Origin of the sequence: Alteromonas lipotrueae (assembly GCF_019249215.1) — a bacterium.
In the GTDB taxonomy this organism is placed as follows: Bacteria; Pseudomonadota; Gammaproteobacteria; order Enterobacterales; family Alteromonadaceae; genus Alteromonas; species Alteromonas lipotrueae.
Map to the genome: position 1 here is coordinate 33,234 of NZ_JAESDI010000017.1, position 24,313 is coordinate 57,546.

The window sequence follows — 24,313 nt, forward strand, 5'->3', positions numbered from 1 at the left end:
ACAAGAAAATAATGAATACAGAATTTTCAATGGCAGAGCGCCAGTTTACCTTAATACGCTACCCTGAAAAACATCAGCACAAAAGCCTACAAGCGTGGGATAGTGCCGATGAGCTGCTTATTGAGCATGTAGAAGCGCACCTTGATGCGCTTGTTGAAGCCCTAAATAAAGCCCAAGACGAAAACCAACCTGAAACGTCATCTACCTTGGGCCCCATACTCATTTTTAATGACGACTTTGGTACCCTTGGATGTTGGTTTACGCAGTATAGTCCTATTTGGATTTCAGATTCGTATATTAGCTTGCGATCATTACAAGAAAACCTTAGGCGTAACCATTTAAAACCGGTTATTGATGAGGAAGGTGCGCTAACGTCACCCGTAACCAGTTTAACCAGTGTTGAAAGTCTTACTTTCATGCCAGAGAGTGCCCCAAGCGTTATCATGCTTAAAGTGCCGCGCACGCTAGCGTTACTTGAACAACAGCTTATCGATATTAAACGTTATGCAGCGCCTGGTACGCATATTGTGGCGGCAGGTAAAATAAAAGCCGTGACCAAGTCGGTATCCGCCTTGTTCGAGAAAATCATTGGCCCTGCTAAAACATCCTTGGCAAAGAAAAAGTCGAGATTGGTTTTTAGTACCCTTGATGAAAGTATTGCCCCCATCCCTTCGCCTTATCCTGAAATATGGAAATGTAAGGGCGCCACAGGCCAAACTTTTACACTTAAAAATCACGCGAATGTATTTTCTCGTCAGTCATTAGATATTGGTGCCCGTTTAATGCTTGAGCATATGACGGTAAGTGCTAACGAAACCGTGGTCGATTTAGGCTGCGGCAATGGAATATTAGGCGTAAACGCTTTAGCCTTAGCAGGCGACTGCAAGGTAATATTCATTGATGAGTCTTTTATGGCAGTGGAAAGTGCACGATTAAATGTACTTGAGAATTTTCCAGACAAGATTGATCAATGTGAGTTTATGGCCAGTAACTGCCTTGAGAGCTTGCTAGAGCAGCAACAATCGCCTTGGGTAACTAAGATATTGTGTAACCCCCCTTTCCATCAACAAAATGCCATTACCGACCATATTGCATGGCAAATGTTTAACGATTCGAAACACGCGTTAGTAAAAGGTGGCCAGTTAGTGGTGGTTGGAAACAGGCATCTTGAACATCACGTTAAACTTAAACGCATGTTTGGTGGTTCAGACGTACTGGCAAGCGACAAAAAATTTGTTATTTTGGGCACCGCTAAACGATAAGGAATGCACATGTTAAAACCGCTTATAACGGCCTTAATCTTCTCAGCTTTCGTTTTTACGTCTGCAGCAATTAGCCCTAATGCATTGGCGGCTAAAAAAGATGATGGCTCACAAATTCAGCCTGATAACTATTACCCAAGAGTTAAAATTGAAACCACCATGGGTGATATTGTGGTGGAATTAGACCGTCGCCGCGCGCCCATTACCGTGAATAACTTTTTACGTTATGTAGACAAGCGCAGTTATGAAAACACCATTTTTCATCGTATTGTGCCGGGGTTTGTGGTGCAAGGCGGAGGCTATACCACCGATTTTGAAGGTAAGTCTAACTACCCTGAAATATTCAATGAGTCGGGAAATGGGCTAACCAATGACTTACACACCATCGCTATGGCTCGGCAAGATGATCCGCATACTGCAAATCGTCAGTTTTTCTTTAACGTTAATGACAACGAAACGCTAAACCCAGGGCGAGACTGGGGCTATGCGGTGTTTGGCATGATTGTAGAAGGTGAAGATATTGTAGATGCGATGTCTGAAGTAGAAACCGAGTATTCGCTAATGCTAAACACCAACAATGTACCTATTGAACCTATCATCATTAAAAAGGTTACGGTGCTTCCACCGTTCTAACGGCTAGCGAAATCACTGTTGCGCCAGAATAGGGTTTGAACCGGTGTGGACTTATCAATAAAGTAAGGGCCGCGTTTTTCAAACCCTAGCTGGTGTAATAGATGTTGAGAACGTGCGTTTTCGGGGTGGGTAGAGGCGGTAATGAAATGCATATCTTCTTCCATGTCCACCCAATCAATAACCGCTTTAGCTGCTTCTATCGCAATTCCCTGTTTACGCGCACTCGGTAGCAGTGCAAAGCCTAAATCAGGGCAGCTGAAAACAAAGCGATTAATAAGCCCACAAACACCATAAGGCGCGTTGGTTTTCTTATTTCTTATTGCCAATAAGCCATATCCCCACTCATTAACCTGCGCGTTAACCCGGTCAATATAATCAGCGGCATCTTCAACGCTCGCCACCCCACGATGACCAATAAACTGCTTCCATAACGGGTCTTGGTGCATTTCAACTATCCACAGTTTATCTGCTTGCGTCAGTGGGCTTAATTCCAACCGTTCAGTTAGTAACAACATGAATGAGTACGCCTCTGTGTGGGTTGTTTTACCTTTTTTAGCAGCGTGTCTATTTGCGTTAAATGTTGCTTAGAAATAGCGGCGGCTCTTGGGTAAACAGGATTTGATCTGTCATCAATACTAGGGTGATTCCACCCATGGGTGTGTTCAATAAAAGCGGTAGCTTCACTTATTCCACCATGCTCTAAACAGCCCACAAGACAGGTATCAATGTAGGTTTGTGAAACAGGAAAGTCGGTGCTGGGGTGATGACAAAGTAAGGTTTCACATAACCAGAGTTGATGATGGCTTAACGCATCGCGAAGCGCAGGGGTGAAAGAAGGTTGATTGCACAAGGAGGAACTTACATGTTCGATTGCACTGGCTGGTACTTCGACAAAGCGGTAGTTTTTTTCTCGCGCGCGTAATGAAGGGTTTACTTCGGCGGGAATAAGCTGTGCATTTAATTGAGATGCTTTATCGGCAACGGCGCCTACATAGGTTTGCTTTTCTTGCAGACTACGGGTAACCCATGCGCGCTTAAAACCTGAAACACGCACGGGTAAACCTTGAGTATATATTTGGGAGTGACGCTCTCGGGAATCTCGACTAAGCAAACTGCCGTAACCTAGCACAATATGCTTACTTTTTTGGCTAGCTAAGGTAGCTAACCAACTGTCTTTCACTGATTCTTTCACCGATTCTGCCTTTACGTCTACCAAGCGCACCCCGTTTTCGCTGCAATATTAGAACAGCGCACGTACTCCTAGCGTAAGATTACGGCCAGGTAGTGGCGCCTGATCTTTCAAAAATGATGTATGAACGCGAGCCTCTTCGTCTGTTAAATTGTTTCCTTTTGCATAAACAATCCACTCAACGCCTTGGCCGCCAAATTCGTACTGAACACTAGCATCTAACAAGGTATAACCATCGGTTTGTGTCTCGTAAGACGCAACGTCGTCTTGGTCATCATACCAAGTTACGCCAACATCAGCACTTAGCCCATTGCTCACATAACTGATGTTACCACCAAATCGCATAGGTGGCGTTCGAGGCAGGTTATCATCATCAATTTCTGCGTTAATGTAATCGCTAAATACCGTCACGCGTACTTGCGCGTTTATATCGTAGTAGGCTTCGGCTTCTAAGCCCCAGATATCCGCATCAGCTTGCTGGAAGTAGTAGATAGGTGTGCCTTCTTCTTCATGGCCTTCCTCATCTTCTTCCTCGTGATCTTCGTGCTCTTCAGTTATTGCCAATAACCCAGTATTCGTTTGATAAATATAATCATCCGCTTGGTTATAAAACAATGAAACCGTATAACCCCAATCGCCGGTGAATTTACGGAAAGTAACATCGATATTAGTGCTAACTTCTTTTTCTACGTCTTTTAAGCCTTCTTCAATATGACCGTCTTCATCTAAGTCAAAAACCAAACCTAGCTCGTAGCTTTGTGTGGCCAAATGCTGACCTGCAGAAAACAGCTCTTGTTGGCTAGGCGCACGCTCACTACGTGAAAGTGTAGTGGCAATTGAGCGACCTTCTGCATATTCCCAGTTTAAACCAGCAGATAAAGACGTACTGGTGAAGTCATACTTATTGAAGCTATAAGACGTGACTTGCTCTTCATGTTCTTCGTGATCCTCTTCTTCATCAGCATGGGTCACTTCAAGAGATAATTCACTGTCATCGGCATCGTATTCGGTGTATTCAACACGACCACCTAATTCGAAGGTCACATCACCCACGACTTTTTGCTCTACAAGGTAGACAGCATAGTTAGAAGAGGTATTTGCAGGGGTAAAGGCTTCTTCACCCTCTGCTTCATAATCACTGTGTTGGAATTGAACACCTAGCACACCATGCCAGCCATCCACTTCTTCGTGCGACACTGAAGCGCGAATATCGCTAGATTTGTTAGTGAAGATAGTCCCTTGCTCGCCATCTTCAATTTCAACATGTTCGTAATCGGTATAAGCCGCGGCAAACTTCGCATTGGTTAACCCTCTGATAGGTGAATGCCATTCGCCTGCCGCTTGATAACGTGTCATGTCTACGTCAATCAATACGCCTTCTTCTTCGTGCAACTCTTCATCATGATCTTCTTCATCGTGAGCTTCGTCGTCATGATCTTCATCATCGTGCTCTTCTTCATGTTCGTGACTGTGACCAGGCACGCCATAACGGTTATCAAGTTGCTCTACCGCAAAGCCAAAGTAACCTTCCTCACCAATATAAGACAAGCCAGCCGTTATATCGCTGGTTTCCATCGCAGTGCTTTCTAATACACCGTATGCTTCGTCTTCATCAGGCTCTACTGAGGCATAACCAGGAATATCAGTGTCATCTGTGTTACGAGAGTAACCATCGATATGCCATGCAAAGTTACCGCTGCCACCAGTGACATCACCGCGAGCGTATTTACCGTTATCTACTGTGCTGTAGCTAACTTCAGCCTCGCCTTCAACACCGTCCATTTGATGTTGCACAATACGCTTATCAACAATATTAACCACACCGCCAATGGCGCCGCTTCCATATTGTAATGTTGCAGGACCACGAAGCACTTCTACTTGTGTGGCACTTGCCAGGTTGCTCGTGACGTTATGGTCAGGGCCAACACGAGATACATCAGAAACATCTAACCCGTTTTGAACAATTTTAACCCGTGGGCCATCGTTACCACGAATAATTGGGCTACTTGAAACTGGGCCAAAGTACGTGCTTTGTACCCCAGGCGTATTCTTTAAGGTTTCGCCTAATGTAGGCGCTTCAATACGTCTAAGGCGCTCTGCTCCAATCACGGTAACGGGCGTAACAGACTCAAGCACTGAAGATTGTAATGCAGTAGCCGTCACAACAATATTTTCAACTGACGAAGGGATAAGTGAAAAATCAACGGTTTTGTCACCCACGATTTCACCAAGGTCGTTGTCACCATGAATATATTGGCTTGAAAATACGTGAAGATGTACATGAGTTTGCTTAACATCGCTAAAACGGTAAACACCATTTTCATCGGTGGTAACGACTCGGCGAGTACCTTCAATGCTAACCTCGGCACCTTCAACGGGCTGACCTGATACATCGGTAACTTTACCGCTAATAACAGTCGCAAAGGATGGAGACGAAAGTAGACCTGCTATCGTAAGACTTAGCAGTGAACGCATTTTCATAACGGTTTCCCTAACAAATTTTTATTCATTTTGACCATTTGCATGGTCACTTTTGTGATGTTATAACATTTTGTGGGTTAGGGCGTTTATTGTCAATGGCAACTTGTCTATGATTTAACTTCATTCAACGACAACGTTTATTATGTAAATAAGTAATTGATTAGTGTACGCAGCGCTCTGGGTTAAGCGGGTACTGATAAGATCTTGAATCAATAATATCTGAGACTGAAAATAAAAATTTACGCCCTACTCACTGGAAAGTTAAGCACCTCTTTAATATGCGACGCGCCTAATTTAAGCATTAACAACCGATCTATACCTAACGCTACCCCTGCGCAGTGTGGCAAGCCGCTTTTCAGCGCAGACAGAAATCGTGTATCAATGGGCTTTGTAGGCTGGCCATTGCTGCGACGCTTTTGATTGTCGTGCTCGAAGCGTTGCTTTTGTTCCGAAGCCTCGTTTAATTCATGAAAGCCATTCGCCAACTCTGCCCCTTTAAAATACACTTCGAATCTGTCGGCAGTACGTGAGTCTTGTTTATTGATACGGGCAAGAGATGCTTGTGAAGCAGGAAACCCAAACACAAAACATGGCCGTTCTTGGCCAATAACCGGTTCAATCGCCGTTGAAAACAGCAGTTGTAGTTTACTGTCTTTATCAAGCTGTTCAGGGCTTGAAATATCGATAGTGCAGTCAGCCATTTTAGCCAGAAGCATCTCATCTGTAGCGGTTAGCGGGTCAATACCCAACTGAAATTTAAACACATCTTGATAACTGATCATCTCGCCGGTATCTGTGCCTAGCGTTTGTATTAATAACGCATCAACTTCCTGCATTAGGGCATGATGGTCGAAGCCCGGTCGATACCATTCCAGCATAGTGAATTCAGGGTTATGCCAGCGCCCTTCCCCTTCGTGTCGAAATGCTTTGCAGATTTGATAAATAGCACCACTTTGGTCACACAATAGGCGCTTCATAGCAAATTCAGGTGAAGTCTGCAGGTAAAGGTCTACCGGTGCGCCATCCTGCGAATGATTGAACTTTGTAAGGAATGCATCGAGATGTTCATCGGTTACCGTGCCGCTGGACAATAATGGCGTTTCTACTTCTAGCACATCTCGGGTATAGAAAAAGTGTCTTATGCTACGCAGTAAATTGGCTCGCGCAATTCGAGAATCATGTGATGAGGTAGGGTGCCAGTCGTTCATGAACAGAGGTGTCTTTGCTTATTAATAAGGATGATGACAAATATGATAAACAGCTTTGGGGCTATCGATTAGCAAGCTTTATTTGGCGAATAACGCATAGGAAAAAATGCGTAACAGTAAGCGAGTTACCGATGCCAAATACGGCATCGGCTAACTGCAGTTGTTTCTTATTTCTAACTTACTTTTGTTACTTACTTTTGCGCGCGAGACGCATACTCACCAGAGCGAGTATCTACTTTAATCACTTCACCTGTTTGCACAAACAAAGGAACACGTACTACTGCGCCCGTTGTTAGTGTAGCTGGCTTACCACCTGTACCCGCTGTATCGCCTTTAAGGCCTGGGTCAGTTTCAGTAATTTCAAGTTCAACGAAGTTGGGTGGCGTTACTGTAATTGGCGTACCGTTCCACAAGGTGATAACGCACACATCGTTTTCTACCAACCACTTAACACTATCGCCTACTGCTTTTTCGTCAGCCGCGATTTGTTCGAATGTTTCGTTGTTCATAAAGTGGTAGAATTCGCCGTCGGTGTACAAGTAAGCAAGCTCAGTGTCTAAAACATCTGCGCCTTCTACTGACTCACCAGAGCGGAAGGTTTTTTCTAAAACCTTACCTGAAATAAGTTTACGAATTTTAACGCGGTTAAATGCCTGACCCTTGCCCGGCTTCACGTATTCGTTTTCTAAAATGTTACAAGGTTCACCGTCCAGCATGATTTTCAGGCCGGCTTTGAACTCGTTAGTGCTGTAATTAGCCATAATTCCTCTGTCTAAACATAAGGTACAAAAAATTTCGTGGAACAAATAATACCTAAAAAAGCGATTTCTGTAGAGCATAACTGGCAAAAAGAATTAGCTAATAGCTTTACCAGCCCTGAAAAGCTGTTGTCTTTTTTAGATTTACCTAGCAAAGATTACGAACAAGACAGTAAAGCACGACGCCTTTTTCCTATGCGTGTTCCTCGGCACTTTGCCTCGTTAATGGAAAAAGCAAACCCGAACGACCCGCTTTTTCTGCAAGTGATGCCGCTTAAACAAGAGTTTAGTATTGAACCGGGTTACACGAAAGACCCATTAGAAGAACACGACACTGCTGGTAAAGGTTTGCTACATAAGTACGACTCTCGCGTATTATTAATGGTACGTACTGGGTGTGCGGTTAATTGCCGTTATTGCTTTCGCAGACACTTTCCTTATGCCGATAACGCGGTAAATAATACCCAGTGGCAAGAGGCATTAGAATACATTGCGGGCAACCCAGCGATTAACGAAGTGATTTTTTCGGGCGGCGATCCGCTAATGGCAAAAGATGATCACCTAGCCGCATTAGCAAAAGAAATCGCCGCAATACCTCATATTAAACGACTTCGTATTCACACCCGTTTACCGGTTGTACTACCCGAACGCCTCGATAATGCTTTTTTTGACTGGTTTACTCAGCTGCCTATTCAAAAAATACTCGTGTTGCATGTTAACCATGCGAATGAAGTATCACCAGCACTTAAGAGCCGCTTAGAGAAATTGCGCACTCACGGTGTTACCCTGTTAAACCAATCGGTGTTACTAAAAGATGTGAATGACTCAGCAGATGCACTGTGTGAATTAAGTGAGCGTTTATTTGATGCGGGGGTTCTGCCCTACTATTTGCATGTACTTGATAAAGTACAAGGGGCAAGTCATTTCTATGTAAGTGACGACATGGCAAGACAGATTATGCAAGAAGCGATAAAGCGCCTACCAGGCTTCCTTGTGCCTAAACTCGTTAGAGAGATAGGCGCTCAGCCTGGCAAAACGCCTATCGACTTACATTTACATCCCTGACCTTAAGCGAAAGTATCTATATTTGCGCCTACCGCTGGGTTAGAAGATGTTGATTTTGGTACGTCAGCTGAATTTTCTAATAGCTGAAGCGCCGCTTTTCCTTCTTGCTCTTGTTGCCCTTTGGCCAACTTAAGCGAAGCGAGTTCAAGTGACGCACCGGACGTTCCAGAGGCACTAGCACCTTGTAGATCCATACCGTTTTCCTTTGTTGCTTGAAGCAAAGTAAAAAAATAGGCAAAATTGCCCACCTTCGAGGTTATCGGCTCAGTATGCTGAAACTTTAATCTAATTTTACACTGCTTTTTAGGCAAAATTTGTGAGACGTCTTTTTGAGGCGCTTTTTGAGGATATATATGCAAGCTATTCACCAGCAACTTCAGGATACTATCCAGACCCTTTACCGAAAGGCGGTAGATGCGGATCAGGCATTGGATCGTTTGCAAAAAGACAGTCAAGGCAAGTTTGCCGCCATATTTGCTGAAGATAGTCCGTTCACCACACAAGCAAAACGCTTTGGCCCTTATGTAGAAGAGATTGCGTTAGATTGGCAAGCTTTGAAAGACATGACAGAGGAAGAAGCAAAAGCAGCTCTGCCCGCACTGATTAAAAAGATTGAATTGGCACTCACTACCGTATCTCAATTTCAGCAGTCGCTAGCAAGTAAATAGACGAGCATTTCAATGCTGAAAATACCGATGCTGTCTTGGCTCACATCTAAACTAGCATGGTTGTTTTTAGGTTTGGGGGCTAGCGCAAGCTATTAGTGTTCCCCGACCTCACCCGCTTCAATTTGATTTATTAAATTCCCTTCAGCATGCGCCTTCTGATACATAGGCACTTGTTTGATAAGGCGCTTAATCTCAGCCACTTCATTTAAATAAGCTTCACTGTCTACACGTCCATACTTCTCGGTAAACGCTTGCTTACTTAATCCTTCAGGAAAGGCTTTTATCGCTGGAACAATATCGGAATCAGATTGGATTCGTGCCACAGCATTTTGCGTACTTTCGGCATGCTCAGGCATGGTCGCCACTCGGGCAAATTGTGAGCCCGACATGTCGGCACCTAAATCCACAAAACTGTAGCCTGAACCACCTGTGCCTCTGTCCATTAACTCTTTAAATTCACCAATTGCCCACGACATGTCTTGCTCGGCAAGTAACTCTAGGGCGGCGGAAATAATGAAATGACGGGCTAAGTCGTTACGCTCTAGTAAAATAGCAGGGGCACGAGGCTTTAATGCTTTTGTCGGATCGGGCTGTAAGTCGCCCACTAAGCTACCAATACGATAATGCCCCACATACGCTGCAAGAGCCAAAATCACCGCTTTGTTATGTAGAGCAGCCTGTTGTGCAGAATTACTCTGCTCTCTTGCACGGGCCATGCCTTCCCGTAAGTACTCAATAAGAGGCACTGGCTGCTTTGATAGCGCTAAATCTCGCCCTGAGATGTAACGCAAATAATAAGCCGCAAGGGTTTGAAGCTCTGTTTCTTCTTCTACGCCCATATTGTTAGAAACCACGGTAAGCTCTTCTAACAAAGAGGCCAGTGGCGCAGTATGTAAAGACACCTCACCGCGGCGCATCGTCACTTTTTCAACCCGCGTCAGGGCAATAGTGGCAATTTCAGACTTTGTCCAATAATTTATACCCTTTTCAGCAAATGCTAGCATGAGAGGCCCAGACAAAGACAAATCGCCCACACTAATATAATCAATTTGCAGGCTGTCGCCGGGTAAAATCAATGCTGATACATTGAAATATAAATCAACACTACTGGGTGAAAAGGTAAAGGTAATAGTACTGCCCACTTCGGTAACGTTCACTACGCCACTAAAATTAGGCACGGCTCGCTGCAATACGCCTACTAAGCTTTCAATTTGGGTTTCTGTCAAATGAATAACGTGGTTAGAACTGCGCTCAGTGAACGCATTTTGTAACTGAGACAGTAAGTCGTTCACGCTATCTGCGCCATCTAATTGGTTTGGTGCACTAGCCACCACTAACGGCGAGCGCTGAACCACAGCAACGCTCACCCCTATCAATATGATAAAAGTAACCACGAATACAGTAACGATAACACCAAGAACCCAACGACCCACACTTCTCATGATTTAATCACTTCCCCAAACACCATGAATACATACAACCGTGACATTACCAGCACGCTACGTTGTGAAGAATAGAAATAGTAGCTAAATCTAGTGTTTATGACTAGCGACCTGTGATCTCTTGTTCCACCCATAATTGTAAGCTTTCGTAACGGGAAGTGGCGTTGGTAAAATCGTGGGTAGCCGATTGCGTAGTAGGAATAACTACACACGCTAATTCAGCCGACAACGCCGACTGCATGCCAGTGTGAGTATCTTCAATGGCAATACACTGGGCTGGGGATACACCTAACTTCTCCATTGCTAACTGGTAGCAATCGGGTGCAGGTTTACTGTGAGTAACATCTTCTACCGCCACCACACATGAAATGTAGTTAGCTAGGCCATAATCAGTCAATGTTTTTTCAACTGATAATGTACTTCCCCCCGTTACTATCCCTATGGTGTACCCTGCATTTGCGCACGCCTTGATGGTTTCAGCAGCGTGTGGCATAAGTGGGAAAGCTTGCTGAGAAAGATACGCTTCAATTTTTTCGTGTTTCTTTTTGGCCAATTGCTCAGGGGTTTCGTCTAATGAGAAATGCTCAACGACATCTTTGGCATTTTGCTTAACCGGTATACCCGCCATTGCTTTGCAGTAAAATTCATCTGTTAGCTCTGCACCATAACTGGCCACTATTTCTTGCCACAGTGCAAAGTGGACGTGTTCTGAATTAATCAAGGTACCATCGTGATCAAACAATAGCGTGGTAGTGTTATTGGAAACGGAAGAATTTGCCATCGGTTCACCTCGAATATGAACAAATATTAAAACGACTTTTCGACTTCTTGCGTGAAAGATTGTTGAAAAATGTAGTGGTAACTGTACTTGAAAAAAAGAACCTCCAATCAGGAGGTTCTAGATAGATTGTCAGACTAAATACCTAACGTGTTAGCGTTCGGATTAACGATGCCCGCAGTTTTTTGGAAAACAAAATATCTCGTTTAGTCCACGGTAAGCTTTGCTCACCATCAACTTCACTCCACCGCTCAAAAGACGCACGTGGCGATAGCATGCCTTGTTCGTTAACGCCTTTTTCCGGTTTACCAGCCCAGTGTGTTATTTGCGCTTCGGGCTGTCTAAAAATATACAATCGTGCTTTGGCTAATTCGTAGTTCATACGAATTAGCATCACGCCTCTTACATTTTCTGGGTCTAATGTCTCTAGCCCTGTGTACTGGCGAATATCTTGTGTATGCAGAATCACATCAGAGGTGTCTGACTGAAAGACTTTATCGATACGCTTTAGTTGTCTTTTATCATAACCATCATCGTTACTGAAAAACCACTCCCCATTAATAAAAATGGCCGCCCCGCATGCGGTGAAATCTCGCTTTACGTCTTCTAGGAAAGCTTGGGTTGCTTGGGCATCTTTCAAGCGAAGCTTATGCGTAATGGCGCCAACCTTCTCGTCCAAAGATGTCAGTAATTGCAGGCGCTTTTTCGATTTGTGCGTGGAGTACACCATAGAAAAATACTTAACCAGCATTTCAGCTTGATGGCGCAATTGCGCATCAATGTGCGATTCGGTGCTATTGTGACAGGACACTATGCCCCACAGCTTACCGGTTTGAATGATAGGAATAGAAAATGACGTAGCCACCCCCATATTTTGCATGTATTCGCCATGAATTGGCGACACACTTCGTAAGTCTGAGTAAGTTAAGTTTAGCGGTTGTTCTGCTTGATTCAGAAAGTGAGCTGGCGGTGTAACACTGCTAGCAATATATCGTGACGGATTCTCATAATACATTTGACGGGCAATAGCAGGTATGTCCGATGCTGGAAATTTTAGTCCGAGATACTTCGCTGCCCCTTCAATCACCTTTTCGGCCACGACTTCGCCGCTCCAAAGCTCATTAAAGCGATAAAGCAGTATACGCTCACAGGGCAAAAACTCATCAAGGGTTGAGATAAGTTGCTCCCAAAAATCTTTATCTTCCCAATGCTGTTCGATAGTCGGAAGTATTGAGGATCTTAATTGTAAGTACTGACGCTGAGAGACGTTGGTAATACTAGATTCTATCTCAATTAAAATACCTTCGTCGCTACGATGGCTTCTAAAATTCATCACATCATCGTTGACGGGCTCGTTAAAGGCATAAGCTCTGTCGCCAGGCTTTGACCCTAAGTTATACAGTAAACTTAACGGCAACCAGTCGAGTGATTTTACCGGGCAGCCCACCAGTTCAGAGGGCGAAAGTTGAATGAAACGGGCCAAATTACTGCTAGCCGCAGTTACCTGTAGGGATTCACTATCGATAAAAAACGCACCACCAAATTGCTGTACCTTGCCACTTAAGTGCAAAGCCTCTTTTTCGCAATTTTCAACCAAGGTGTCCATCTCAGCATCGTGTTTATTTAGGGTAATCGTATCAGTGTTCATAATCTTGTTAGCTAATTTTTTTATTAAGCTCTAAGCAAGTAAGCATAGGTGAAAGAACCAGCCCCTGTACCACATCGCACCCGATATCTCGTAAGTATTCGAGTTGTTGTTGAGTTTCAACTTTATCCGCGATGATTTTAAGGCCTAGGGCTTTTCCTGCATTAACCAATGCTTGGATGAGTTTGTATGTGTCTTTGTTGTCGCTAGCGTCGGCCATTAATCGGCTGGAAAGCTTAATTTCACTCGCACCGCTTCGCTGAAGCTGAGATATCGCACTGTTGTACAGACCATAGTCATCTATACTGATCATACTGCCCATGGCGGCCAAAGTCTTCAACCGATGGAAAATTCGCTCTTCACCACTTTCAATATCTTTTTCTGATACTTCGAATTTAAATAGGCCTGCGGTTAGTTCATAACGCTCAAGTACTGCCACAAAGTTTTTAATAAAATCAGATGTAACCAACTGCGCTCCAGATAAATTAATCGCTATGGCGGGCAGTTTACTACCAAGCTGAATATATTGAGCAATTTCTCGCGCTACCAACTCAACCGCATGAAAGCCAATTGTTTCAATCAGTTTTCCACGCTCGGCAATATTAATAAATGACTCAGCATTGAGTACTTCACCGTCGCTATTTTTATAGCGCAACAATGCCTCGGCGCCAACTATGACGTTCGAAGTAGACTCGTACTGTGGCTGGTACACCATAGAAAACTGTTTACCTTCTAGCGCCACTTTAAGCTGTTTCTCAACTTCTAACCGCGCCAATGCCTGTTCTTTCATCTTAGCAGTAAAGTACTGATATTGGTTGCGACCAGAAGATTTTGCTAAATACATGGCTTCATCTGCGTGCTGCAAGAGTACTTCTGAGCTGATCCCATCAGCAGGGTAAACGGCGATACCAATGCTCGCAGAAACTGAAATAGAATGGGTAGATACATCAAACTCGTTTTGAACCTGACTGATAATACGCTTTGCAATATCATCAACCTCGTCAATATGAGATGCCGATATTAGGGCTACAAACTCATCGCCACCTATTCGTGCCAACATATCTGTGTCGCGAATACATTGTTGCAGACGCTTCGTGACTTGCTTGAGTAGCAAATCGCCTACCTTATGGCCCAAGTTATCGTTAACCGGCTTAAAGTTATCTAAATCAACAAAGAGTACACCGCATAATTGTTTGCTTCGCTTCGCCCCACTAATCATTAATTCCAGGCGTTCAAGCAACACGGTTCTATTGGGTAGCCCTGTAAGCTCGTCATGGGTAGCGAGATATTCAATACGGCGCTGCATATTCTTTATTTCGTCAATATTACTATAGGCCGCCACGTAGTTAACAATATCGCCATTGGCACCTTTCACCGCATTAACCGTTAACCACATTTTTACGTGGCTACCATTTTTAACTTTGTTAATGACCTCACCTTGCCAAAACCCTCGTTCATTCAACGAGGCTTTCATTGCTACAAAGAAATCTTCGGAGTGCTCCCCTGATTCCAGCATTTTTGGCGTTTTGCCAGTTAACTCTTGCTGAGAAAAGCCCGTCAACTCAGCAAACGTTTCGTTAGTGGTAAGAATGCGCTGGTTTGCATCGGTGACAAGAATCGCTTCACTGGTACGTTCAAATATCTTGCCGGCTAAACGTAATTGTTCATTGGCATGTAGCTCTTTTGAAATATCAGTTGCTTGTGTGCAAATTGATTTAATCGTGCCTTCGGCATCAAAAATAGGGAATCGCACACTTTTTATAATAACTTTACCGGCCCGTAAGGTGAACTCATCAAGGGTTTCTACCGGAGACAAGTTACGCATAGTATCTAAGTCTTTTTCACGGAACTGACGAGCCGTATCTCGCTCAAAGATTTGAAGGTCGGTTTTGCCAATCACATCCTCTGCGGTTACGCCAAAGACGTCCTCAAACCGCGAGTTAACAAACTCATATCGGCCCGCATTATCTTTAAGTGCAATTAACGCCAATGAGTTATTCATGATAGATAGAAGCTGCTCTTGGCTTTTTTCAATTCGCTCGTGGGCAATAACCAACTCTGAATTATCAATAATAACTAAAATAGCCCCAGTGATGCGGTCTCGGTTGTTTAGAATTGGCGTAATGAACACATTGTAAGTTTCTTGGCTAGATGGCTTGATCACCATGCTGGTATTTACCCCATTGCGCAGGGTTTTACTTAAACGCTTTTCAATGTCTTCAAAATAGTCAGGGAAATTTAGCGAGTACATCGGCTTTTTAAACGAACCGTTATTCAAGTGAAAACGGCGATTGGCGGCGTCATTAGTTCGGCTTAAACAGGTATCAGTATCAAATACCAAAATTGGAAAATCTAACGTGTTGTAAACGCTCATCAATTCACTGTTTATCGCCCCTAAATCAGCAGACTTACGCATGCTTTCTTCATTGACGCTAATGAGTTCTTCGTTGGTAGCCTGAAGCTCTTCATTAGTAGCTTCAAGTTCTTCGTTATTCGCTTGTAGCTCTTCATTAGCAGCCTGCACTTCTTCATTAAGTGCCTGCATTTCTTCTGCAGAGGCAGCCATTTCTTCGGTAAGCGTTTGTAGTTGCTCACGGGCCGCAATCAACTCAGCCACATCAGCCTCATTGTTTGCCACTGCCTCTTTAGGCTCGACATCAATAATAGTGTCGTCTTCGTAAAAATTAACCAAGTAATGCTGAGGACTTTGATTTTCCAGAGGCAGTACCCGTAACTTCCACAGTTGACTGTCATCGTCAGCCAATCGCTTAGCTCGGCTTGTCGCTATTTCACCTGTTCGACTTGCCTTATTTACGCAAGAGATTAAGTCTGCGGCAAAAGGCGCAGCAATCAGTTTCGATAAGTTAAGATCGGGCACCCCAGATGGAAAAGTAATAAAGCGTTGTAAGTTGCCATGCGAGTGCAAAATGGCAAATCTTTCACTTATTAGTAAACTTGGGCCAAAACTATCTAGAACGGAACGAGTGAAAATATTTTCGTAGCTGTTAGTGATAGCCGTTTTCGTTTTGGTGATATCTACATGGCTTTTTAACATTTTCGGGAGTGCGGGAGGCTTAGACGCCTCGCTTACTTTAAAAACTCTACTGCGCCTATCAAGGGCAACAAACATATCTTCTGTTGAGCCAATCGATTCAGACTTACCTAGAAATAGAATACCTTCTTTGGTTAGCGAGTAGCGAAACAGCGATAAAACCCGCTGCTGCAATTCGCTGTTAAAGTAGATAAGTACATTTCTAAACGACACCATATCAAGGTGTAAGAACGGCGGATCGCGAGTGATGTCCTGACGAGAAAAGGTGATCACATCACGCAGTCGCTTTTGCGGATAATATGCATTGTCTGCATATCGAAAGTATTTGTCGGTTAAATCCGATGAAAGGCTCGCTATGGCTTGAACAGAATAAGCACCTTTACGAGCAACTGAGAGCGCATTTTCGTCGATATCAGTCGCAAAAACCTGTAAGTTGGCATCAATACCCTGCTTCTCAATAGCTTCTAGAAACAAGATGGCTAATGAATATGCCTCTTCCCCTGTAGCACATCCTGCTACCCATAACCGAATAGCGTCGCCACTGTTTTTACGCTCTACAATACTCTCAATATGTGTATTGATAGCTTTAAATGCCGTGTTATCCCTGAAAAAGTCGGTAACTGAAATCAGTAGCTCTTTCGACAACGCAATGACTTCGTCAGCGTTATTATCTAAATAAGCCAGATAAGACGGCAAATCTTCAGTTTGTGTGGCAATTAAACGGCGGTTCACTCTGCGCAATAAGGTCGACTGTTTATAAAAACTGAAGTCTATTTTTGTAGCCGTTCTTATCTTTCCGTAGAGCTCACTCATTAATTCACTTCGAGTGTCTTCCTGCACAGCTAAGAAATTGCGTGCTATGTTCTGAGAAATATGTGCTATTTCTTGCCCCATTTCTTGGGGCTCAAGAATTGAATCCACAGCCACATTTTCGAGAGCTGCTTTGGGCATGCCATCATACTTTGCTGAGGCAGGGTCTTGTACAAAGGCAAATCCACCCACGCTTTTAATAGCTTTCAGCCCTCTGGCACCATCGCTGCCAGTACCCGATAAGATAACGCCAATTGCGTGATCGCCAATTTCATCAGCTAATGATTCAAACAAGAGGTTTACGGAGGGCTTAGGAGATAGTTCATCCGGTGATTTATCGAGGTGTAAATACCCCTCTTTGTATTTAAGGTGGTAACCCGGTGGGCCCACATAAATGGTGTTTGCTTTAATTTTGCAATGCGGCGTAGCCTCAACCACAGGGTATTCAGTTTCTCGCGCCAATATTTCCGTCATTTGGCTTTTATGGGTAGGAGATAAATGCTGAGCAATAATAAAAGACGCATTGATGGCTTTTGGTAATTCGCTTACCAAGTTGATTAATGCTTCTATTCCACCCGCTGAAGAGCCTACGCCAACAATAAAAGGAGCTATCTCAGGCTTAGTCACCCGCGATGACGGTAAAGATTCCATACTACATTTAGCTCCGTTTGAGTTAACTGAATGCCAATGCGAACACTCAGTAATTGCGGCATCTTCACCGCATCTAATACGCTTACTATACCAGTAACTAGCACTCCAGAAATATACTAAAGTCTAATATTATTACGTTAAATAAAACGTGTTATGCGCCTAAAAGGTTCAAAAACCCCAATGTTGATGCTGAAAACTAACGTAAAAATCACGATAACTCGCTGGTCTTAGATAAATAATTTATCAATATTATTTGATAACTATTTCATCACGTTAAATATAGTTTTGAAATCGAGGCGCTAAACAGGAAGATATTAGTGAAGGGGAGCAGCAAAGAAGCTTGAAAGTAATGGGTAAATGCATACTTATTGATAGGCGAATTGCTTGAGGAATTAATACGTGAACAACGAAGGGTATTGGACAGAGTAAAGCCATATCGATACCGATATGGCTAACAGGCAAGTAAGAGTTAAACCCCGACTTCCGCCATGTTTCCTTTACTTTCAAGCCAGACTTTTCTGTCGCCAGAACGCTTTTTAGCTAACAGCATGTCCATCAACTCTAGCATTTCTGCCGAGTCTTCTATAGTGAGTTGAACCAACCGACGGGTATTAGGATCCATCGTAGTTTCACGAAGCTGCAACGGGTTCATTTCACCTAGCCCTTTAAAGCGTTGAACGTTTACTTTACCGCGTTTCTTCTCGGCTTCTATACGATCTAGTATGCCTTGTTTTTCACCTTCATCGAGGGCGTAATATACTTCTTTGCCCACATCGATACGAAATAGAGGCGGCATGGCTACATAAACATGGCCTTGGTCGACTAGCGTTCTAAAGTGCTTCACAAACAACGCACACAGCAAGGTAGCAATATGCAGTCCGTCGGAGTCGGCATCCGCTAATATACAAATTTTACCGTACCGTAAGCCAGATAAATCGGTAGAATCTGGATCGATACCTAACGCTACTGATATATCGTGAATTTCTTGTGATGCTAATACCTGTGAAGAGTCTACTTCCCAGCTATTTAGGATTTTACCGCGAAGGGGCATGATAGCTTGGAATTCTCGGTCTCTAGCTTGCTTGGCAGAACCACCTGCTGAATCTCCTTCCACTAGGAAAAGCTCAGAGTAGGAAATGTCTTGAGAGGAACAATCGGTTAATTTACCTGGCAGTGCTGGCCCTTGGGTGACCTTTTTACGCGCCACTTTTTTGTTTTGGCGTAAACGGCGTTGTGCATTGTTAATACACATATCTGCCAAGGCTTCTGCCACTTCGGTATGCTGGTTTAACCACAAGCTAAACGCGTCTTTTACCACGCCAGATACAAAGGCAGACGCTTGGCGTGACGATAAGCGCTCTTTGGTTTGCCCTGCAAATTGTGGGTCTTGCATTTTGGTAGATAAAATATAAGCACATCGGTCCCAGATATCATCCGGTGACAGCTTCACCCCACGAGGCATTAAGTTTCTAAATTCACAAAACTCGCGCATAGACTCTAACAAGCCTTGGCGCATACCATTTACATGGGTACCGCCTTGGGCAGTAGGGATAAGGTTAACGTAACTTTCGGTGGTTAACTCTCCGCCTTCAGGCAGCCACATTACCGCCCAATCAGCGCCTTCGGTGTTACCTTTAAAGCTACCTACAAAAGGTACATCGGTAGGAAGTGTTTCGTATTCTTGTACCGCTTGATACAAGTAATCTTGCAAACCATCTTCGTAGTACCATTCTTGTGAATCTTTGGCGATTTTATTGTCAAAACGAATACGTAAACCTGGACTTAGTACGGCCTTTGCACGAAGATTATGAATAAGACGGCTGGCTGAGAATTTTGCTGAATCGAAGTATTGCGGATCGGGCCAAAAATGTACCCGGGTACCAGTGTTACGTTTGCCACACGTATCTATTACCGCGAGTTCTTCAATTTTATCGCCATTGGCAAAGGCAATTTGATACACGTTACTGTCACGACGAATAGTGACTTCTACCCGTGTGGAGAGGGCGTTAACCACTGAAATGCCCACACCGTGTAACCCCCCAGAAAACGCATAGTTTTTGTTGGAGAATTTCCCCCCAGCATGTAGCTTACTTAAAATAAGTTCTACACCAGAGATTTTCTCTTCTGGGTGGATATCCACCGGCATACCTCGGCCATCATCAATGACTTCAAGAGATTGGTCTTCATGCAAGATAACCTTAATGTTGGATGCATGACCTGCTAAGGCTTCATCCACACTGTTATCGATAACCTCTTGGCCCAAATGGTTGGGTCGAGTGGTATCGGTATACATGCCTGGGCGGCGCTTAACCGGATCGAGACCGTTTAAGACTTCAATTGCATCAGAGTTATATTGATTTGACATAGTTATGGTTATTATTTAAGCCAGCAACAAGGGTTAACGTACGCAGAAGACAACTGCAACGCAAGATAAATTGATGTTACCAAGGCTAGCCTACCCTCGCAATGAAAAGGCGAAAGTCAGCAAGCTTGGTTGGTACGATATGAAGCTAATACTGCTAAAATTAATACTACAAGTAGTAACGCAACAACGAGCAGCAAGATTTCGTTAACGGCTTCTAATCGTTAAGTAGAAAGTCGGCAATAGCGGGCAAGTGATTTTCAAAGCCAATAAAGCTGTGATCGCCGCCTTCCTCAACGACTAGCGTGCTCGATGCGTATTTTGTTTCTGCTAAACGATAATCTAAGGTTTCGTCCTCAGTTTGCAATAGCACCTTGTACGCAGGTCCATGCTGCAATTCTTTAGCATCTAGCTTTTCTATTACATCAATATCGCTTTCAACGATGTGGAATACTTCACCTGTGTACGGGTTGGTATGCTCACCAATAAAACCTTGCAGTAATTCATAAGGTTTTACAGCAGGGTTTATCAATACTGCTTTGCCCGAGAACTTTTCAATCAAAAACGTAGATAAATAACCGCCCATAGAACTGCCAATAACACGCAGCCCATCATTAATTAACGCGGGGTTACTTTTTATCAGTGCCATTAACTGGCTTTCTACTTGGCTTGGGTAATTCGAAAGCGCGGGAATATGCAAGGTAACATCGGGATGATGCTGCTTGAAATAGGCTTTGGTGGCCTGCGCTTTTACAGACTTTGGTGAGCTTAAAAAGCCATGAAGATATAACACGTGTTTCATATTGTTTTTATTCTCTTTATGTCGCAGGTTAACGTTCCATCGCCGTGTAACCTAATGAGTTGATAACCGGGCTGTTCATTACTTACCGCAAATTCAGGCGTCATTTCCCACTGCCAACAACTCGCAGGGCAGCCCATCACTGGTACCGGATTATTTGTACCAAGCGTATAACGAAGGGGGGAATGAACATGGCCATGAATAATCGCCGCTAATGAAATGCCCTCCTCTACCCAGTTTAAAAACTCACCGGCGTTAGACACGTCGTGTTTATCCATCCAACTCTCTGATGGCGAAGCATGGTGGTGCATAGCAAGTAAATGATGGCGATGAGAATTTTCAGCTACCTGCTTGCCTATAGCCTTAAGCTCATGAATATCTACTTGCCCCCTTGCACCTTCAAAACGTGTATCTAGGCCGTGAATTTGCCAACCATTTAATTCAACAGGCACGCCAGCAACAAGGAGGTAAGCAGATAATGTATCAAAGTGAGGGTTATTATCATGATTGCCCGCAATCACATAAACCGGTGTTGTGACGTGGTTTTCCATCAAGGTAGTAAAATGCTGATAGCTTGCTAAGGAATCATCGCCGCTAATATCACCGGTTACGATTACCGCGCTAATATTTTCGCAGTGCTCGAAAGCTTCAATCAATATTTGTTTTAAGCTGTAATAAGGGTTAATTGCGCCGTAGCCTTGGCGAGTGGTATCACCAAATAAATGGCAGTCGCTAATATGCAGCAGGGTACTCACGCTAGCGAGGTTACCTTAGGACGCAATTTGCGGCAAAAATCTAACCACTCAGCAAGGAAGATATTCACCATTTGCTTTTCATTGCGCTGGCGCATTTTTAAGTTAGGGTATTCGTAAGAGGGTTGTAGAGCCCCCGTATTTTGGCTATTTATGACTTCGGCCATTCGGGCATCGTGGTACAAACGTACCGTCATTGATGGCGTTAAATAACTGGGCATATCGTCGGACGTTTGTTTAAGGCTTAACGTACTGGTGTAACGTGCAGACTCAATAATCTTAATTTCGTACGTAAGCGTGTCGCCCACGGTAAATACGTAGTTAAGTTCCTCGGTATCACAATCTGGCAAAATACGAAGAATGTGCGCGTAGTTTAGCTCGCACAATGCCTGCATTGTGGGTAGATGAGGGACGTATTTTCTGTGGGTACGTTGTGTCACGATATCTTCCATTGCTCCATTAGCGTGGATTTGTTCATAAAGAACCATTGTAGCGCAATTACTGCGGCAGCGTTGTCTATATGGCCGTTTTCCAGCCATTCAAGGGCTGTTGCTTCAGGCACTCTATGAACTTTAATATCTTCCGATTCGGTTTCTAATCCGTGAATGCCGTGGGCTTTTTCTGCATTGGTTTTTGCAATAAAGATGTGAATACGTTCGGTCGTGCCCCCAGGGCTAGATAAATAACTCATTGCTTTAGTGAGATTTTCAAGCTCAATACCGGCCTCTTCCATTGACTCTCTATGACATACGTCTACTTCGGTTTCCCCTTCGTCAATCATGCCCGCAATTATTTCTATCAACCAAGGGGTTGAAGATGTCGCCAACGCCCCTATTCTAAATTGCTCAATAAGCACAAATTCTTTCAATACAGGATCGTAGGGCAATACGCCTACAGCATGACCGCGTTCAAATAACTCTCGTTTCACTGTACCGCTATGGGTGCCGTCGAAGCATTTGTGCGTAAACAGATATTCTTGCATGGTAAAAAAACCACGATAAACCGGTTTTACACTCGTGATTTCAACGTCGTTTGAGGTAAATGAAAGGATTTTCTTGCTCATCTGCAGACACTTTTGGTTTGAAACGATTTATCATGCATAGTACATAGACATACAACTTTTGTATACGCGCCCTAACCGCGGACGAAAGCATAAAAAGTTAACACCGAATTTTCTGAGATAAATGTGAATACTTGTCGATGAACAAGGTCGATCACATATTCTGTTACAGTTAAAGCAATACTGTTACGACTGTACTGTTTCGGTTTACGAATAAAATTTATACACTTCACATATTATTTATAATTATTAGCAGTCACTTAGACTCATCTAGACATAACAGGAAGACGTAAGCATGAATCGAAAACTTCTGTCGCTGGCAATCGGTTTCTCAGTAACAACCGGTGCCCTTGCCGATGATCTGACGCAAGTGTATCAACAAGCACTGGCCAATGACCCTTTGGTAAACCAAGCGAAAGCGCAGCGTGATGCTGCATTTGAAGGGATCAGCATTAGTCGTGCAAACCTTCTTCCTCAAATTTCTGGCTCCGTGTCATACACCACCTCTACCACAGAGAGTGCACAGACATTAGGTACTAACGCAGACGACCTACAAGTAGTCACCTTTGAGACAGACAATGACAATATCGATTACGGTATTTCGTTGTCTATGTCGTTGTACGACCACGCAAACTGGGTTGGCTTAGATCGTGCCGAAAAAGTGGCAGAACAAAGCGATGCGCAATTAGCCGCTAGCATGCAAGACCTAATTGTACGTACGGTTACTGCTTATTTTGATGTATTGCGTGCACGAGACAGTGTTGAATTTGTTAATGCAGAAAAACGTGCCATTGAACGTCAGTTAGAACAAACTCGTCAGCGCTTTGAAGTTGGTCTAACTGCTATTACCGATGTTCACGAAGCACAAGCTAATTATGATAGTACTGTCGCCCAAGAGATTCAGGCTGAAAACCAGCTAGAATTTGCCCTTGAAGCGTTACGAGTGATCACCGGCAAATACCACGACCGCTTGTTTGGCTTAGATAAAGAAACGTTCTCTGCCACTATGCCAGTGCCTGCGAAAGTCGATAACTGGTTAGAAACAGCGCAAGATAAAAACTTAGCATTGTTGGTTGACCGTTTAGCGATGGATATTGCTAAAGAAGATATCGCGGCTGCCCGTTCAGGCCACTTACCGACCCTTGATTTATCGGCAAGCGTTGGTCGCTCGAAAAATGACGTAGACTCGCAAGTTATTCAGTACGAAACGCCTTACCTTGATAGCCAGTCAATTGGCCTATCAGTGTCAGTACCTATTTACTCTGGCCACCGTGTAAGCTCGCAAACTGACCAAGCGAAATACCTTTACGTCTCTGCCAGCCAAGCGGCTGAACAAACGTATCGTGAAACCGTACAGTCTATTCGCAGCTCGTTTAATAACGTAAAAGCGTCAATATCAACCATTCGCGCCCTTGAACAGTCTGTGGTTTCAGCTAACAGTGCATTAAAAGCAACTGAAGCGGGTTTTGATGTAGGAACGCGTACTATTGTAGATGTACTTGATAGCACCCGTAATTTGTTTGATGCACGCAACAACTTATCTGGCGCGCGCTACGACTTTATTCAATCGGTTGTTACCTTAAAGCAAGCGGCTGGTACCTTAACCGGTGAAGATGTGGCGATTATCAACCGCGGCTTAAAGCCCTTGGAAGACACTGAATAGTCATCGGCAACACAAACTGAATAAAACTTGGCGAT

General features: G+C 43.8%; 20 protein-coding genes. 5 read left to right on the forward strand and 15 right to left on the reverse strand.

The annotated features are described in order from the left end of the window. Nucleotides 1-11 precede the first annotated feature (11 nt). Both JKP82_RS17850 and JKP82_RS17855 read left to right on the forward strand, forming a co-directional pair. On the forward strand, nt 12-1,262 hold the full coding sequence (locus tag JKP82_RS17850; protein ID WP_159528640.1) for a methyltransferase: 1,251 nt from the start codon (nt 12-14) through the stop codon (nt 1,260-1,262). Between the two features lie 9 nt (nt 1,263-1,271). Further along, nucleotides 1,272-1,895, forward strand: a complete 624-nt coding sequence (locus tag JKP82_RS17855) for a peptidylprolyl isomerase (RefSeq protein ID WP_159528638.1) — start codon at nt 1,272-1,274, stop codon at nt 1,893-1,895. Here JKP82_RS17855 and JKP82_RS17860 read toward each other — a convergent pair. The 5 genes from JKP82_RS17860 to efp all read right to left on the reverse strand — a co-directional run bounded on the left by JKP82_RS17860 (nt 1,892) and on the right by efp (nt 7,534). Continuing rightward, nucleotides 1,892-2,410, reverse strand: coding sequence for a GNAT family N-acetyltransferase (locus JKP82_RS17860; protein ID WP_159528636.1), 519 nt, complete (start codon nt 2,408-2,410; stop codon nt 1,892-1,894). The two genes, JKP82_RS17855 and JKP82_RS17860, sit on opposite strands and share 4 nt — an antisense overlap. Further along, on the reverse strand, nt 2,398-3,111 hold the full coding sequence (locus tag JKP82_RS17865; RefSeq protein WP_159528634.1) for a gamma-glutamylcyclotransferase family protein: 714 nt from the start codon (nt 3,109-3,111) through the stop codon (nt 2,398-2,400). The genes JKP82_RS17860 and JKP82_RS17865 overlap by 13 nt, the downstream gene beginning before the upstream one ends. Before the next feature lie 24 nt (nt 3,112-3,135). Continuing rightward, a complete protein-coding gene (locus JKP82_RS17870) occupies nt 3,136-5,565 on the reverse strand; it encodes a TonB-dependent receptor (RefSeq protein WP_218398084.1) in 2,430 nt (809 codons plus the stop codon). Between the two features lie 239 nt (nt 5,566-5,804). Continuing rightward, on the reverse strand, nt 5,805-6,773 hold the full coding sequence (gene epmA, locus JKP82_RS17875; RefSeq protein WP_218398087.1) for an elongation factor P--(R)-beta-lysine ligase: 969 nt from the start codon (nt 6,771-6,773) through the stop codon (nt 5,805-5,807). Nucleotides 6,774-6,964: 191 nt separating this feature from the next. Then, on the reverse strand, nt 6,965-7,534 hold the full coding sequence (efp, locus tag JKP82_RS17880) for an elongation factor P (RefSeq protein WP_013785484.1): 570 nt from the start codon (nt 7,532-7,534) through the stop codon (nt 6,965-6,967). A gap of 36 nt (nt 7,535-7,570) precedes the next feature. Here efp and epmB point away from each other — a divergent pair, with 36 nt between their 5' ends. Beyond that, a complete protein-coding gene (gene epmB, locus JKP82_RS17885) occupies nt 7,571-8,596 on the forward strand; it encodes an EF-P beta-lysylation protein EpmB (protein ID WP_218398089.1) in 1,026 nt (341 codons plus the stop codon). Between the two features lie 2 nt (nt 8,597-8,598). On the opposite strand, the gene JKP82_RS17890 is transcribed toward epmB, so the two are convergent. Further along, entirely contained in the window at nt 8,599-8,790 is a 192-nt protein-coding gene (locus JKP82_RS17890; protein WP_013785486.1) for a hypothetical protein, read from the reverse strand. 159 nt (nt 8,791-8,949) lie between these two features. On the opposite strand from JKP82_RS17890, the gene JKP82_RS17895 reads away from it, so the two are divergent. Further along, nucleotides 8,950-9,264, forward strand: a complete 315-nt coding sequence (locus tag JKP82_RS17895; RefSeq protein ID WP_159528626.1) for a hypothetical protein — start codon at nt 8,950-8,952, stop codon at nt 9,262-9,264. A gap of 92 nt (nt 9,265-9,356) precedes the next feature. Here the strand turns inward: JKP82_RS17895 and JKP82_RS17900 are convergent, their stop codons facing one another. The 9 genes from JKP82_RS17900 to nudF form a co-directional block, all read right to left on the reverse strand. Further along, complete coding sequence (locus tag JKP82_RS17900) at nt 9,357-10,706, reverse strand: YfiM family lipoprotein (RefSeq protein ID WP_159528624.1); 1,350 nt, start codon at nt 10,704-10,706, stop codon at nt 9,357-9,359. A 103-nt stretch (nt 10,707-10,809) separates the two neighbouring features. After that, entirely contained in the window at nt 10,810-11,487 is a 678-nt protein-coding gene (locus JKP82_RS17905) for an HAD family hydrolase (RefSeq protein ID WP_159528622.1), read from the reverse strand. A gap of 142 nt (nt 11,488-11,629) precedes the next feature. Beyond that, nucleotides 11,630-13,132 (reverse strand): GAF domain-containing protein, encoded by a 1,503-nt coding sequence (locus tag JKP82_RS17910; RefSeq protein WP_218398091.1) that lies wholly within the window; start codon nt 13,130-13,132, stop codon nt 11,630-11,632. Nucleotides 13,133-13,139: 7 nt separating this feature from the next. After that, entirely contained in the window at nt 13,140-17,642 is a 4,503-nt protein-coding gene (locus JKP82_RS17915) for a chemotaxis protein CheB (protein WP_218398093.1), read from the reverse strand. Between the two features lie 469 nt (nt 17,643-18,111). Further along, nucleotides 18,112-20,007 carry a DNA topoisomerase IV subunit B gene (gene parE / locus JKP82_RS17920; RefSeq protein WP_159528616.1) on the reverse strand — a complete coding sequence of 632 codons (1,896 nt, stop codon included), beginning with the start codon at nt 20,005-20,007 and terminating at the stop codon, nt 18,112-18,114. A gap of 214 nt (nt 20,008-20,221) precedes the next feature. After that, nucleotides 20,222-20,806: a YqiA/YcfP family alpha/beta fold hydrolase gene (locus JKP82_RS17925; protein ID WP_159528614.1), complete on the reverse strand. Its 585-nt coding sequence runs from the start codon at nt 20,804-20,806 to the stop codon at nt 20,222-20,224. Then, a complete protein-coding gene (locus JKP82_RS17930; protein ID WP_159528612.1) occupies nt 20,803-21,558 on the reverse strand; it encodes a metallophosphoesterase family protein in 756 nt (251 codons plus the stop codon). Before JKP82_RS17930 ends, JKP82_RS17925 begins: the two co-directional genes overlap by 4 nt. After that, entirely contained in the window at nt 21,555-21,950 is a 396-nt protein-coding gene (locus JKP82_RS17935; RefSeq protein WP_171008969.1) for a DUF1249 domain-containing protein, read from the reverse strand. The genes JKP82_RS17930 and JKP82_RS17935 overlap by 4 nt, the downstream gene beginning before the upstream one ends. Before the next feature lie 41 nt (nt 21,951-21,991). Next, nucleotides 21,992-22,618 (reverse strand): ADP-ribose diphosphatase, encoded by a 627-nt coding sequence (gene nudF / locus JKP82_RS17940; protein ID WP_159528610.1) that lies wholly within the window; start codon nt 22,616-22,618, stop codon nt 21,992-21,994. Nucleotides 22,619-22,910: 292 nt separating this feature from the next. On the opposite strand from nudF, the gene tolC reads away from it, so the two are divergent. Then, complete coding sequence (tolC, locus tag JKP82_RS17945; RefSeq protein WP_159528608.1) at nt 22,911-24,278, forward strand: outer membrane channel protein TolC; 1,368 nt, start codon at nt 22,911-22,913, stop codon at nt 24,276-24,278. The last annotated feature ends 35 nt before the right edge of the window (nt 24,279-24,313 follow it).

What these genes read in the sequence shown, in the direction of transcription:
- JKP82_RS17850 (WP_159528640.1), top strand. Translation starts at nt 12, where the DNA reads ATGAATACAGAATTTTCAATGGCAGAGCGCCAGTTTACCTTAATACGC.
- JKP82_RS17855 (WP_159528638.1), top strand. Translation starts at nt 1,272, where the DNA reads ATGTTAAAACCGCTTATAACGGCCTTAATCTTCTCAGCTTTCGTTTTT.
- JKP82_RS17860 (WP_159528636.1), bottom strand. Translation starts at nt 2,410, where the DNA reads ATGTTGTTACTAACTGAACGGTTGGAATTAAGCCCACTGACGCAAGCA.
- JKP82_RS17870 (WP_218398084.1), bottom strand. Translation starts at nt 5,565, where the DNA reads ATGAAAATGCGTTCACTGCTAAGTCTTACGATAGCAGGTCTACTTTCG.
- epmA (WP_218398087.1), bottom strand. Translation starts at nt 6,773, where the DNA reads ATGAACGACTGGCACCCTACCTCATCACATGATTCTCGAATTGCGCGA.
- efp (WP_013785484.1), bottom strand. Translation starts at nt 7,534, where the DNA reads ATGGCTAATTACAGCACTAACGAGTTCAAAGCCGGCCTGAAAATCATG.
- JKP82_RS17890 (WP_013785486.1), bottom strand. Translation starts at nt 8,790, where the DNA reads ATGGATCTACAAGGTGCTAGTGCCTCTGGAACGTCCGGTGCGTCACTT.
- JKP82_RS17895 (WP_159528626.1), top strand. Translation starts at nt 8,950, where the DNA reads ATGCAAGCTATTCACCAGCAACTTCAGGATACTATCCAGACCCTTTAC.
- JKP82_RS17900 (WP_159528624.1), bottom strand. Translation starts at nt 10,706, where the DNA reads ATGAGAAGTGTGGGTCGTTGGGTTCTTGGTGTTATCGTTACTGTATTC.
- JKP82_RS17905 (WP_159528622.1), bottom strand. Translation starts at nt 11,487, where the DNA reads ATGGCAAATTCTTCCGTTTCCAATAACACTACCACGCTATTGTTTGAT.
- JKP82_RS17910 (WP_218398091.1), bottom strand. Translation starts at nt 13,132, where the DNA reads ATGAACACTGATACGATTACCCTAAATAAACACGATGCTGAGATGGAC.
- JKP82_RS17915 (WP_218398093.1), bottom strand. Translation starts at nt 17,642, where the DNA reads ATGGAATCTTTACCGTCATCGCGGGTGACTAAGCCTGAGATAGCTCCT.
- parE (WP_159528616.1), bottom strand. Translation starts at nt 20,007, where the DNA reads ATGTCAAATCAATATAACTCTGATGCAATTGAAGTCTTAAACGGTCTC.
- JKP82_RS17925 (WP_159528614.1), bottom strand. Translation starts at nt 20,806, where the DNA reads ATGAAACACGTGTTATATCTTCATGGCTTTTTAAGCTCACCAAAGTCT.
- JKP82_RS17935 (WP_171008969.1), bottom strand. Translation starts at nt 21,950, where the DNA reads ATGCAGGCATTGTGCGAGCTAAACTACGCGCACATTCTTCGTATTTTG.
- nudF (WP_159528610.1), bottom strand. Translation starts at nt 22,618, where the DNA reads ATGAGCAAGAAAATCCTTTCATTTACCTCAAACGACGTTGAAATCACG.
- tolC (WP_159528608.1), top strand. Translation starts at nt 22,911, where the DNA reads ATGAATCGAAAACTTCTGTCGCTGGCAATCGGTTTCTCAGTAACAACC.